The organism is Acidobacteriota bacterium, assembly GCA_040754075.1.
Taxonomy (GTDB): domain Bacteria; phylum Acidobacteriota; class Blastocatellia; order UBA7656; family UBA7656; genus JBFMDH01.
On the sequence record JBFMDH010000005.1, the window covers coordinates 297,586 to 311,010 of the forward strand.

Annotated in this window: 11 protein-coding genes; 5 read left to right on the forward strand and 6 right to left on the reverse strand. The window is 49.0% G+C overall.

The window, feature by feature from the left end; genetic code table 11:
- Positions 1 to 3 precede the first annotated feature (3 nt).
- From AB1757_08175 to AB1757_08195, 5 genes are all read left to right on the forward strand, one after another.
- Complete coding sequence (locus AB1757_08175) at positions 4 to 891, forward strand: sugar ABC transporter permease (protein MEW6127000.1); 888 nt, start codon at positions 4 to 6, stop codon at positions 889 to 891.
- 73 nt (positions 892 to 964) lie between these two features.
- Positions 965 to 1,810, forward strand: a complete 846-nt coding sequence (locus AB1757_08180; protein ID MEW6127001.1) for a carbohydrate ABC transporter permease — start codon at positions 965 to 967, stop codon at positions 1,808 to 1,810.
- A gap of 32 nt (positions 1,811 to 1,842) precedes the next feature.
- Positions 1,843 to 2,634 carry a hypothetical protein gene (locus AB1757_08185; protein ID MEW6127002.1) on the forward strand — a complete coding sequence of 264 codons (792 nt, stop codon included), beginning with the start codon at positions 1,843 to 1,845 and terminating at the stop codon, positions 2,632 to 2,634.
- 27 nt (positions 2,635 to 2,661) lie between these two features.
- A complete protein-coding gene (locus AB1757_08190) occupies positions 2,662 to 3,735 on the forward strand; it encodes an ABC transporter ATP-binding protein (protein ID MEW6127003.1) in 1,074 nt (357 codons plus the stop codon).
- A gap of 11 nt (positions 3,736 to 3,746) precedes the next feature.
- Positions 3,747 to 4,562, forward strand: coding sequence for a sugar phosphate isomerase/epimerase (locus AB1757_08195; protein ID MEW6127004.1), 816 nt, complete (start codon positions 3,747 to 3,749; stop codon positions 4,560 to 4,562).
- A 352-nt stretch (positions 4,563 to 4,914) separates the two neighbouring features.
- Here AB1757_08195 and AB1757_08200 read toward each other — a convergent pair whose 3' ends face one another.
- From AB1757_08200 to AB1757_08225, 6 genes are all read right to left on the reverse strand, one after another.
- Positions 4,915 to 7,026, reverse strand: coding sequence for a SurA N-terminal domain-containing protein (locus AB1757_08200; protein MEW6127005.1), 2,112 nt, complete (start codon positions 7,024 to 7,026; stop codon positions 4,915 to 4,917).
- 150 nt (positions 7,027 to 7,176) lie between these two features.
- Complete coding sequence (locus AB1757_08205) at positions 7,177 to 7,662, reverse strand: type II toxin-antitoxin system VapC family toxin (protein ID MEW6127006.1); 486 nt, start codon at positions 7,660 to 7,662, stop codon at positions 7,177 to 7,179.
- The gene (locus AB1757_08210) at positions 7,663 to 8,535 is read right to left on the reverse strand and encodes a tetratricopeptide repeat protein (GenBank protein MEW6127007.1); all 873 of its coding nucleotides are present in this window, start codon (positions 8,533 to 8,535) and stop codon (positions 7,663 to 7,665) included.
- The gene (locus AB1757_08215; GenBank protein ID MEW6127008.1) at positions 8,532 to 10,988 is read right to left on the reverse strand and encodes a protein kinase; all 2,457 of its coding nucleotides are present in this window, start codon (positions 10,986 to 10,988) and stop codon (positions 8,532 to 8,534) included. The genes AB1757_08210 and AB1757_08215 overlap by 4 nt, the downstream gene beginning before the upstream one ends.
- 184 nt (positions 10,989 to 11,172) lie before the next feature.
- On the reverse strand, positions 11,173 to 12,339 hold the full coding sequence (locus AB1757_08220; GenBank protein ID MEW6127009.1) for a DNA methyltransferase: 1,167 nt from the start codon (positions 12,337 to 12,339) through the stop codon (positions 11,173 to 11,175).
- Positions 12,294 to 13,154: a DNA adenine methylase gene (locus AB1757_08225; GenBank protein ID MEW6127010.1), complete on the reverse strand. Its 861-nt coding sequence runs from the start codon at positions 13,152 to 13,154 to the stop codon at positions 12,294 to 12,296. The genes AB1757_08220 and AB1757_08225 overlap by 46 nt, the downstream gene beginning before the upstream one ends.
- Positions 13,155 to 13,425 lie beyond the last annotated feature (271 nt).

The window sequence follows — 13,425 nt, forward strand, 5'->3', positions numbered from 1 at the left end:
TGAATGGGCGTTGCCTTGTTATCGAAACGATTTGCCAAATTTCAAGGCAACGGGTTGCCTTACCTGTTAATTGCGCCAGCCACTGCGGTGTTGCTGGCGCTATCGATTTATCCGCTGATTTTCGCCATTAAAACCGGCTTCACCAATCAATCCGGCAACTGGACGATTGACAATTTCACGCGGTTGTTCACCGACCAGTTTTTTTTCGCGGCGCTGCTGCACACCATCATCTATGCCATTATTGCTTTGACGCTCGAATTTCTATTGGGCTTGGGGCTTGCCCTGCTACTTGATCGGAACTTGCGCGGGCGCGGCTTTTTTCGCGCCGTGATGCTCATTCCCATGATGTTGCCGCCGGTCGTGGTCGGCGTCGTCTGGCGATTGATGTACAACTCGGATTTCGGCGCGATCAACGGCACCTTGAAAAGTTTGGGCATCAATACGGATGCGCTGGTGTGGACAGCTTCACCGACATTCGCCTTGCTTTGTGTGATTGTCGTAGATGTGTGGCAATGGACGCCTTTTGTTTTTTTAGTTTTGCTTGCAGGATTGCAGGCAATTTCCCAGGAGCCATATGAAGCGGCGCGCATTGATGGCTCAAGCGCCTGGCAGACTTTTCGTTATATCACCTTGCCGCTTTTAAAACCTGCGATATTGATTGCGCTGCTACTCAGGACGATGGATTTATTGCGCGTTTTTGACCAGATTTTTATTTTGACCGAAGGCGGTCCGGGCTTTGCGACAGAGACCGTGAGTTTGTACATTTACCGCGCGGCATTTCGGTTTTTTGATTTCGGTTATGCGGCGGCGATGTCATTTGTGCTGTTGATTCTGACGAATATTATCAGTGTGATTTATATTCGTTTGTTGCAAAGACAAGAGAGCGCTTAGAAGCCTGTGTGATAACCCGCCCGCTAACACCGGCGGTACTGACCAACTTGCGGTCATCGTTCATCAGATAGTCATGAACTTATTTTCAAACAAACGATTATCACAGGGATTGAAGTATGGGCTGCTCAGCCTGGCATCGCTGGTTGCGCTTGCGCCGGTTTACTGGATGCTGACGATTTCGCTCAAGACCGAAGCCGACCAGTTCTCAAGCCCGCCGCAATGGTTCGCGTTCACGCCGACCTTGGCGCATTACCAGGATGCGTTCATCAATCGCTCATTCGGTCATTATCTGCTGACGAGCGCCATCGTGGCGGGGCTTTCAACCATACTGGCAATGCTTATTGGCACGCTTGCGGCTTACGCTTTAGCGCGCTTCGAGATGCGCTGGCAACTCAACCAACATCTGTCGTTGTGGATTCTTTCGACGCGCATGTTTCCGCCGATTGTCACGCTGGTGCCGCTGTTTTTGATGATGAATGATTTGCGCCTCATCAACACGCTCACCTCACTGGTGACGGTTTACACCGCGTTTAACCTGCCCTTCGTGGTCTGGATGATGCGCGGGTTTTTCAATGAAGTGCCGCGCGAAATGGAAGAAGCGGCGCTCGTGGATGGCGATTCGCGAATGGGGGCGCTGTGGCGCGTGATTTTGCCGATGGTGACACCGGGGCTTGCCGCCACAGCGGTCTTTTGCTTAATCATCTCGTGGAATGAATTTTTATTCGCCTTGGTGTTATCGCAAACCGAAGCCTCGATGACCTTGCCCATCGGCATCGCAGGGCGCGTCACCCAATATGAAACCAAATGGGGCGTGATGAGCGCGGCAGGCGTGGTGGCGATGATTCCGATTCTGGTATTTGCGCTCTCGGTTCAACGTTATCTGGTGCGTGGGTTGTCGCTCGGCGCTGTGAAAGGGTAATCGCTGAGCCTTGCAAACTTGTTTAAAAAATTATGCGAAAAATATTGATATTGCTTTTGGTCTTTCTCGCGCAGGCGTTCGGTTGTCTGGCTTTGGTCGCCGGAACGAATCAGACAACTTCCGTGCAACCGGGCGAAGCGGAAACCCTCGAAGTTCAAAAAATCGCCCGGGCATTTATGGCGCGTTTACAGGAAACCCGCGACCTTGCGCCGCTCTTGAAAGAATTTTACGCCGACGATTTCATCAAACGGCTGCTGCCAGCCGCGCCAAAATCTTCAAAGCAATTTGCAACGCTCGACTTCGCCAGTGAATTTCCAATCGGTCAAGCGGCGCTCAATCAGGCAAGCGTAAACGACTGGGAAACCTTATACGTGGGCTATCAAAATCTCCGGTATTACATGGTTTTAAGCATTGCGACGTTGCCGGAAAAACGCGGCGTTCCGGCAAAAACCGTATTTCCGCCTGAGGTTGAAAAGTTGCTCAAAACGCAGAGCCGTTTTGTAGAATCCGGCATTCACACGTTGAAAGATTTGCGCGCGCTGAATGATACGCTCAAGCAGGCAGGCGCGATAATGCGCCAACGATTAAAACAAAATCCGCCTGAACAAACGGCGCTTTACAAAGAGCGCATCGGGCAATTTTTAGAGCGTTACCCCGACATCATGAAAGTTTTTGCCCTCGTCAGTTCACAAACCGTTAGCGGATTTCCGCCACAAACGCGATTTTTTAACGTCATCACCGAAGCGCCGTTTTTTGAACTTAGGTTGGCGCAAACTCATCAGGGTATGAAAATCATTTTTGCAAGAATGTATCCATACAATTAAAAATTGCTTTAAACCCGGACATCAAGCATGAACGTTCAATTCGCCAATGTCACCAAAAAATTCGGGCAATCGCTTGCGGTTGATCATTTGAACCTGAAGATTGAGGATGGCGAATTCGTCGTCTTGCTGGGACCATCGGGTTGCGGCAAATCAACGACCTTGAGAATGCTTGCGGGACTTGAACAAGCGGATACGGGCGATATTTTCATTGGCAATGAACGCATCAATGAGGTGCCGACACAGGAACGCGATATTGCGATGGTTTTTCAAAGCTACGCGCTCTATCCGCATATGAGCGTCGCGGAAAACATCGCGTATCCCTTGAGGGTCAGAAAGACCGGGCGCGCAGAAATCGAACAGCGGGTTTTGCGAGTTGCCCGAATGCTTGACATTGACTCGTTACTTGAGCGTAAACCGAAAGCCTTATCGGGCGGCGAACGTCAACGGGTGGCGCTCGCCCGCGCAGTGATTCGCGAACCGCGCGTCTATTTGATGGATGAGCCGCTATCGAATCTCGATGCGAAATTGCGCGTGCATATGCGCGGCGAGTTAAAACGTCTGCAACACGATTTGGGGACGACGACGATTTATGTCACGCACGATCAGGCGGAAGCCATGACGCTTGCGCATCGCGTGGCGATTATGCGAAGCGGGAAGTTACAACAGTTTGACACGCCGATGACGATTTACAATCGACCGGCGAATCGCTTTGTCGCGGAATTTGTCGGCAGTCCGGCGATGAATTTTCTCGAAGGGCGAGTGGATTTCAGCGCCCGGCGATTTATAGCAAATGGTTTAACGCTTGCGCTTGCCGAAAGTCAGCTTGAACGTTTGCAAGCACGCGAGCGCGCGGTGCTTGGCATCCGTCCCGAATACCTCGGGGTATCGTTGAGCGAACAGGCGGGTGCGATGGCAGCAAAAATTTATGTCACGGAACTGATGGGCAATGAAACGATTGTCTTTTTGCAAACCGGCGATGAAAAATTGATCGCCCGCGCACCGGCAGATTTTCGCGCAGACATCGGCGCAACCGTATGGATAACCCTGGCAATCGAGAAGGCTGATTTTTTTGATTCAACAACCGGCGAAGCCCTTCGCTGAAAGGAAGCGACATGAAATTTGCACTCAACGGCGCAACAACGATGACGGCGAGCCTTGAAACCGATATTCGCGCAGCCCGCGAAGCCGGATTCGATGGTTTGGAAATCTGGGCGGCGAAACTCAGAGTGTATTTAAAGACGCATTCGACCGCAGAACTGAAAAAGCTTTTTGATGAGCACGGCGTGGAAGTTTACAGCATCAATTCCATCGAACACATCACCTTTCGCGACCCGAATGCTTATGCCGCAATTCTCAACGAATGCCGTGAACTTTGCGGCATCGCCGCAGACCTCAATTGTCCCTACATCGTCGTGGTGCCGGGGTTGATGCCCGCAGGCGCGACACACGAACAGGTGATTGAAGAATCCGCGCGGGTGTTGCATGAACTGGCGGATATTGCCGAAGCCCACAATGTTAAACTGGCATTTGAATTTTTAGGTCAGACCGATTGCAGCGTGCAGACGTTGGAAGTTGCTAAAGAAATCGTCGAACGAGTGGGTCGCCAAAGTGTCGGGCTGGTGATTGACAGTTTTCATTTTTATGCGGGCGGGTCAAACGCAACAGCGATTGCTTCTCTCAATCCCGAACGATTGTTCATTTTCCACATCAACGATGCCGAAGACCGACCGCGCGCGGAACTCGAAGACTGCCATCGCTTGTTGCCGGGACTTGGCATCTTGCCGCTTGCGCAGATGATTGCGGCTTTCCGACGCATCAACTATGACGGTGTGACGAGCGTCGAAATTTTCCGTCCCGAATACTGGGAGCGCGATCCCTTTGAACTGGCGAAAGCGGCGCGACAGGCTCTCACAAACGTCATGCAGTAAACCTTCCGAACCCCTTTCGGCGCACTCCGTATCCTCTGCGATTTAATTTTTCAGGTCAGGGAAACCGCAGAGGTCGCAGAAAATCCTGCACTATAGCGGTTTGCAATACGATTTACTGAGGTTGAATAAGCAGTCTTTGACCGCTCTCTCAACAGAGACTGAATAAACGCTTTTGCAAACCGCTATAAAAGACGATTGCTACTTTTTGCATTCAATTACCAACGGCGCTTCACAACCGCCGCCGGAATTTCCTCACTCATTAAGGCGACTACTCCCACGCATCATCCAAAAAGAAAAAGGCAGTAAGTCTCGATGACTTACTGCCAACGGTTTACTGCCTGCTGCTTACGATTTACTGCGTCGCGCCTCCGTTTGGCGGTCGTCTGGTCGGACGGCGTGTGGTGCCTCCCGGAAGAGGAGTGCCGCCGCTTCCCGGCGTTCTCGCGCCGCCACTGGTATCGGAAGCCAGCAAAGCATTAATGGGTTCCTCATAAATAACGATTTTGCCAGCGTCTGTGAGCTGTTTTTTCAAGCCGTCGAGATACGCCTGGAACATATCGCTGCGTTTGCTCTGTAATAATTTATCTTCGATACCGCGACGTTCTTTCTGAAAGGCTTCGCCCATATCCGGGTCTTTGCGGGAAACCGCCGCAACCACAACATAGCGGTCGCCATCATCAATTTTTATCGGGTCTTTCACCACTTCACCGGCTTTCAGTTTATAAACCGGTTCGCGTTGCCCTTCGTTGACCACCGCGCCGATGGAATCGTTCGCGGTCATACCGGCGCGTTCATCGGTGGTGGCTTTCACGGCGTCGCCTGCGGCTTTCATGGCATCAGGAGTTGCCGCCTGCGCGATTTTACGGGCATCCGTTAAAGCCAGTTCGCGGGCTTTAGCCTGACGATATTTGTCTTCGACTTTGGCTTTCACTTCTTCAAACGCCGGGTCGTGGGCATCACGTTTTTCGATGAATTCGGCAACCGCAAAACCGTTATTGACATTGAGTCGCTCGCTGATGTCGCCGGGGTTTTTCATATCAAAGAGCGCCGTATCGACATCGGAATAAGCGCCAAGGTCGGCGATGCTTTCGCCTTTTACAAACAGTGGCGTCTCTTTCACGGTAGCGACGCCCGCGCCATATTTCTTATTGATTTCATCGGCGACGGCACTGGCGTTTTTCGTCTCTTTGTATTTCGCCAACGCTTCGTCGGCAATCTCTACGCCTTTGCTGTAGCCTTTGCGGGTGCGGGCTTCTTTGAGAAGTTGGGCTTTGGCTTCTTCAAATGAAGGCAATTTGCGGTCGGTAACTTTCAAAATATAAAACTTGTCGCCTTTGCGAATCGGGGCGCTCACTTCATCTTTTGCCATCGTGAAGACGCGATTTAACGGGTCATCGCTTTCGCGCTTGTCATCTTTATTCAAATAGCCGAGGTCGCCGCCACTGGCTTTGGTCTTGGCATCTTCGCTCAGTTCGCGCGCCAGTTTGGCGAAATCTTCTGCGGCTTTGCCGTCTTCGCCTTTGGCGCGTTTGACGATGTCATCGGCTTTCTTTTGCACCTCGGCATCGGGCGTCGGCGCGGGCGTTGTGCCGGCGGCGGGTTTGGCGTCGGTTTTCTTTGGGATGTTCAGGACAATCTCACTGACGCGGACTTGTTTGATGTGATTTTCAGGTTGAAATTCGTTTTTGAGTTCGTCATCGGAAATCTGCACCGCTTCACCGGCTTTCGCCTGATCGATGAACACATAGCGGGCTTTGCGCTGTTCGCCGGAGATATAGAAATCGGCTTTGTTCTGGTTGAAGTAGTTTTGCAAATCGGCGTCATTGACGGTCACCTGCGGGCGATATTTGGCGGCTTCGACTTCGACCCAGCGAAAAGTGTATTGCGTATTGGTGCGGCGATAATCGTCTTCAACTTCCTGGGGAGTCACCTGCGCGGCGGCAGAAATGTAGGCGCGCAGTTTCTCTTCCATAATCGAAGCGCGCAGGTTCTGTTCAAATTCGATTTCGTTGGTGCCGGCCTGTTGCAGGCGGGCGCGATACTGTTCAATGCCGGGCCAGGGCGAAAATACCTGTTTGAGGCGTTCGCGCACTTCATCATCGGTTGCGCCGAAATTATATTGCTCGGCTTCGTATTGAATGAGTTCCCGGCGAATCAGGTTGTCCATCACGGTTTGCCCGTACAGGTCATAGACGGTGGACAAACTTTGTTGTTGCATATTGCCCTGTCCCATAGACATTTGTTGCCCGTAGAGATTGAGCGAGGTGCGCAAGTCTTTGACCTTGACTTTGCGGTTCAAGACTTTGGCAACCACATCATCATCTTCGCCGGTTGACGGGTCAAGTCCGAGTCCTGAGCGCATACCGGGCGCAAAAAAGCCGATTAAACCGACGGATAAAGCCGCGACGAAAATAATCAACAGGGCTTTGCGCGAACGGTCACGCTTATTTAAAAACTTCAACATAAAATCTATTGCCTCCGAAAAGTTACTCAGTTCAGTTGTGCAAGAAAATCACGCCTGAGAAGAAACTGGCATTTTAGTTTAAACACCGAAGAATTGACAACCGCCTGACGGGAAGTCGTCCTGACTCATTAAAAAAGAAGCTATCGAAACTCACGGATAATTTTTAGGGTCTTCCAATATCAATCCTTCAGCAATTACTGCCACGTTCAATTCGTCATCTGAACTGACAATGGTTAATGTCGGTGCCGCAGCCGCAGGAACCGTTTTGGCGACTGACTTGATTTGCGCATCAATCTCTAAAGCAACCGCTAATTGAACCGCATCATAAGCTCTCAACTGATAATTCTCAGTCAAGTCCATCGCCGCAGCAATCAGGCTGCCTGGTATTTCGGAAACCTTATACTGTTTTGCAAAATCGTAACGAAACTGTTTGCTCGCCGTATCTGCATCAGTTTTGCTGATGCTTTTGGTTCTGATACGTCTGGTAATAGCTGCCAGAACTTCAACGCCAGTAATTTCTGCAATATAAATTTTATAATTAGCCGCAGGGTCAGTGATGGCGCGAACCCAATCTGTTCCAGTTTCCCGCACATAACGTTTGACGAGAGCGCTGGAATCAAAAAAGTAGACCGACAATTATCTGCGCTCCTCTATGATAGTCTCGGAAATCGGTTTACCTTTGACCTTTATCGGCACACGTTTTTTGTACGGCGTAAAATCGGTTATTGGTTCGTTAATACGTTTCAATAATCCGATTTCAAACAGTTTTTGTTCTAGTTGATTTTCTTTAACCAATCGAAGGTTATTCAGCACTGCGGCATCATTAGGATCTAATTTTAAAGCTTTTTCCAAAACCTTCTCAGCTTCTTCCAATTTTCCAAGCCAATTATATATCATTCCTAAATCATTAAGATCCGCTTTATTCAACCGATTGTTTTCTACTAATCTTTTACAAATCTCAAATGCTTTATTGAAACATTTCTCCTTCTTGGATTTCTTCCTATACGCCATTTCTACATACATCAGCGCAAGGGAAAAATATGAAGCTACATCCTTCTTATTAATTTCAATGGCTTGTTCAAAAGCTATTTCTGCCTGTTGCCAATGCTGTAGCTTATAGTGTGTATAACCCAAATAATAATGAGCATCTGATGCGTCTGCACTTAACCGGATTCCTTTGTTAAGACATTTTAGAGCTTTATAGAATTTGTCAAGTTGAATATAAACTATTCCTAAACTCAGATAGGTGTCTGCGTCTTCAGGAAAAAGCTTTACCGTTTCTTCCCAAGCATTGACCGCTTTCTTTAAATCACCAGATTGATAGTATGCCACTCCTCGTGAGTAATGACTTTCTAGCGAAGGCGGATAAGTTCCCTCCTTGAAAGCGAAGGAAATGTTTTTGTTCCTAATTTCCGAGTTAAACAGAACTACATTACGTTCTTGTATTAACTCTTCCATCAACGGGAGGTTATTAAGTTCCTTGCCCGATTGTGCCGGTTGCAAATTCATTTTTCACCTTCCACTATCTCCTTAAATCGCGGGTCGGCTTTGATGGATTCAAAATCAGGGTCGCTGGAGGCGCGCACCGCATTCAATGCCCGCAGATGTTCGGACGATTCGCTGAGATATTTAATCGCGTTTTCGGTGTCGCCACGCAGGGCGTACAACGATGCCATGTAATATTTCGTGTACGGGTCGCCTGCGCCTTTCACCAGTAATTCTTCAAAACGGCGAATCGCATCACTGAAGTACAACTCGGCATCCGGTTGGTTGCCTTTGCGAAGCAGCGCCGCGCCGATTTTCTGATCGAGTTCAATCAATGTCCTATCGCGCAAGGCGTGGTCGCTTGCCGCTAAGTGACTGCGCTCTTTTTCATATTCGGCAATCGCTTCGTCAAAGCGTTCCTGACGATAAAACGCATAACCTAAACGCCCGTGCGCCCCGACAACCTGCAACCCTTCTTTGCCGGACATGAATTTTTCCTGCAATTCGACGGCTTGCCGCGCCGTCACTTCGGCGCTGTGATAATCGCCCTGAATGGCATAAAGCAAGGCGAGTTGCAAATAGGCATACCCTTGCTCAGGATTGAGGGTCAAGGCGTGCTGCAATTCGGTGATGCCCTCTTTGATATTGCCTTTGCCAAGCCAGTAGGTGCGCGCCAGCGAAGCGTGCGCGCCGGCATTGTTCGGTTCGATTCTGATGGCTTCTTTAATCGCTTCAATCGCTTCGTCGTAACGACCGAGCGTGTTGTAAGCCGCGCCCAGCCATTGATGGGCGTGCGAGAGTTTCGGATTCATAGACAGGGCTTTGCGTTCCAGTTCAACGGCTTTTTCCGCCAGTTCCGGCAGGTGCACAAAACCGCTCTTCAAATCATAGACCGCGCCCATCGCCGCCCAGGCTTTCGCGTAATTCGGGTCGTATTCCGTAGCCTTCTCGAAATGTTGAATGGCGCGGTCGAGCGATTCGCGACTGCCCATTCTGAGATTCATCATGCCGAGCGAAAAATGTTCATAAGCCTCGACCGATTCGGTATCGTCGCGTTCGATTTCGCGGATTTCCGAAGTGTCGAGTTTCAAATTCAAATCCTGCGACAACTCATAAACGATGCGATCCTGTAAATCGAAAATTTCCGTGACCTGCCCGTCGATTTTGACGGTGCGAATGACTTTGCCGGTTTCGACTTCGACGGCGCGCGCGGTGATGCGAATCATCGGCCCGATGCGTTGAAAACCGCCGCCGACAATCCAACTCGCGCCGAGTCGTCTGCCGACTTCGATGGCAAACGCTTCGTCGAGTTCCATTGAACTTGCGACATTCAAATGTCGCAAAACTTCGACCGTCCGTTCGCGCCCGATGACCAGCAACCCTTTGACGTTTTTCAAATCGGCGGTCACCGTTTCAGCAATGCCTGAACCAATCCAATCATCCGCCGCTTCTTTGGTGATGTTGACGAAATTCATCACCGCGATGGCATTTTTCAAAACCGGCGGCGATTCGATTTCACCTGTCGAACGGGTGTCGGTTAAAAGCGATGTCGCACGCGCCGCGTCACCCGTACTCAATCCGAAACTGCCGGTGCGGCGGTCGCCTTCGAGGTCGCGTTTCAAATTGCGCAAATCGATGTACATTTCACGCGCCGATTGATAGCGGTAGGTCACATCTTTTTCCATCGCTTTGCGAACGATGCGTTCAAGTTCCAGAGGAACGTTGTAATTGAACCGCGAAATCGCCTGGGGTTCCTGATTGACGAGGTTGTTGATGATGTCTGTCGGGCTGACACCGGTAAATGGCAAATGACCGGTGAGCATTTCATAACCGACGACGCCAAGCGCAAAAATATCCGAACGATTATCTACGGTTTTGCCGAGCGCCTGTTCAGGCGACATATAAGCGACCGTGCCCATCACTACGCCTGCCACCGTTTCATTGCCGAGCATCACTGTGGGGCTTGAATCATCAATCGGCGCGGTGCGCGTGTTGTTACTCAATTTACTATCGAGTTTCGCAAGCCCGAAATCCAGAATTTTCACCAACCCCCGGTCGGTAAGCATGAGATTCGCGCTCTTGATGTCGCGATGGATGATGCCGAGACTATGAGCTTCGTCGAGGGCATCGGCGACCTGCATTAAAATGTCTGTGGCTTCGCTGGCGCTTACCATCCCGCGTTCGATTTTTTGCGAGAGCATTTCGCCTTCGACATATTCCATAACGATATAGCTGATGTCTTCGTGTTCGCCGATGTCGAAAATGGCGACGATATTGGGGGAGCGTAAAACGGAAGCGGCGCGGGCTTCGCGCAGGAAACGCTCGCGCCTGTCAGGGTCATATTGAAACGAGGAAGGGAGAATTTTCAAAGCGACCTGCCGACCAAGCCGGGTGTCTTCTGCCAGGTACACTTCGCCCATTCCGCCTGCGCCAAGCTGTACACCCAATCGGTAATGATGAATAGTTTTATCGGTCATGCGTTCGAGCGTCCTTACTTAATCACTGATATAAGAGTGTAACAAACCAGAGACAAAAGCGTGAGTGAGAATTGAGTGGCAGATGGAATCTCTCTTAAAATTTCGCTTAGGATTTTGCAAACTCGGAGTAGGGTTACTTCAAGCAGGATTGTCTAACATTTTAGAGGTAGGTTCTCAGGAGGTCTTAATTTTCGGTTACTTCATCCTCTATTGGTTGTGCAATCGCTGTTTCTGTGGCTAATCGGAGAGATAGAATTGCTTCTTTCAGCAATGGGTTGACTGCGCTATCAGGCTCTGCCATGACAAGATTTTGATATGCTTCAAGAAATCTCATTCTTATGCGATAAAAGAGGTGCAGAAAATGCCTCAGAAACCCCAAGCAATCAAGAATCACGAACTCAATACCTATCCTGGTGTGTATGGTTGCAGCATAGGCTTTTACTTCTTCATCAATTCTGTCAGTTGTAATGAAAATATAATTGTCTATAGTGGAAGCGCTGGTTGCCAGTTTATGTAAAGCAATTTCTATGTCTTCTCGCGTAACTTGCTTTGCCTTCATCTCATAAACAGTGATGATATCGTCTTCAGTTTTCAGGACGATTTGCACGTCACCCAGCGCGCCGGTTTGCTTATCGGCTGCGTTATGTCCTTCTAATGGCAAATGCCTCTCACCAAGATATTCCTGCGCTGCCTGATAAGCTGCGGCAACGATCAAAACCGGCAACCGCGCAGATTTAGGCAAAGTCAAATGTTGGTGAATAAGTGTAACAATACTTTCTGCGGGTAAGGCAATCTCGCCTTCCGAAGGTTTCAGTGCAGCTAAAAGAGTTTCCAACCGTTGCTTTCTTTCATTTCTGACAATTAACAGCCAGCGAACAATTTCGGCAAGCAAATTTTCAGGGGCTACTCTTTTCGTATAAACCGCAGTGATGAGGTTAACGACTTTTTCGTAAAGTTTTTTCGGGCGACCGATTAATTGTACGCCTGGTTCAATAATAGTTTTGTTAGTTCTGAAAGCTGGAGTTAAAAAACTCGTGGTCGGATTCACAGGAAGTTCATGCATAAAAACGAATGGAGCGACATAGGTTTCGTCGTAATAGCGGCCTGAGTAAACTCCTTGACCGCCAATTTCCATATATGGCTTGCGAATATCCAAAGATGGTTTAGAAAGTTTGGCAACCAAACAAGCCATCAAGAACCGTGTACCCGCCAGGTTTGAACAACGGCAAATAAATTCAATATCCGCCTCGATAGAAGAATCATCAACCAAAGACTTGTCTAAACTACTTGTTGCCCGTCGATAAATTAAATCAAGGATGCTTGCCGGTATTGGCGGCTTTTGATTTGGCACTCAACCTGCTCTCCTATTTCGTAGTTTGCCCATAAGGCTTCTTGGCGCATAGATTTCACTGAATGAATGGTCTTTTCCTGTGCCTCAACACACTGCCAGTCATTATAAAGCTGCTCCATCAACGAACATTTATAACCGGAAATAGCAACTTTACCACGAGCATTATGCAAAACTTCAGCAAGTTCCCGGTGTTGGTCATCAGTCATCTCATTAGCATAAGCATTGCTATCGCCACGTGATTCATGCGGGTAGGGAGGATCGCAATAAAATAATGTTTCTTCGCTATCGTATCGCTTGATTACTTCTATAGCTGGAGCATTTTCAATCTGCACACGGAGCAATCGTTGTGCGATAAGCGGCAAGTCTTCGACTGCGCCGAGCCATCTTGACACCGCCCCCGCCATTCCCGCGCGACTGGTTAAGAGACAATGTGCCCATCTCCCAACACTTGCTTTTTGGGCTAACCCTGTTCTAACTTGCCGGGCAAGAATATAAAACCTCCGCGCTCGTTCTAAGTCTGAAAGCGTAGCTGTTGGCTCTTTGATAGCTGTTTCAAATTCCAACCGAGAGAAAGGCGTCAAGCCAATAGCTTCAATCAAAGCATCTTTTTGCTCACGCAAAACGCGAAAGAAATTAACTACTTCTCCGTGAATATCATTATAAGTCTCTACCGGCGAAGGCTCACGATTAATTAATACTGCAGCCGATCCACCAAAGGGTTCGCAATAATGTGTAGTTTTAGGCAGCAAAGGCAATAACCAATCAAGATGGCTATACTTGCCGCCATACCAGCCAAAAGCAATGAGTTTTCCCATCAAAACACCTCAAAAGTACACTTCGTGATACCAAAATGCTCAATTATTAGCAAGATGAGTCGGGCATCACAAGAAAGTAGCCTTTACCCGCAGTTTCATCTCGCAGCTACTTTGGTTAATGATGTAATAACCCTCCGTTCATTTTCTATAGACCTCATGAAAAAGAATTTCTGAGAATCACTTGAAAGTAAGGATTCAATCGGGGTATCTCCATAGTTTCACTTTATCCAAAAACCAAAGGAGATTCCCCGATGTTACCCTTTCGTCTTAC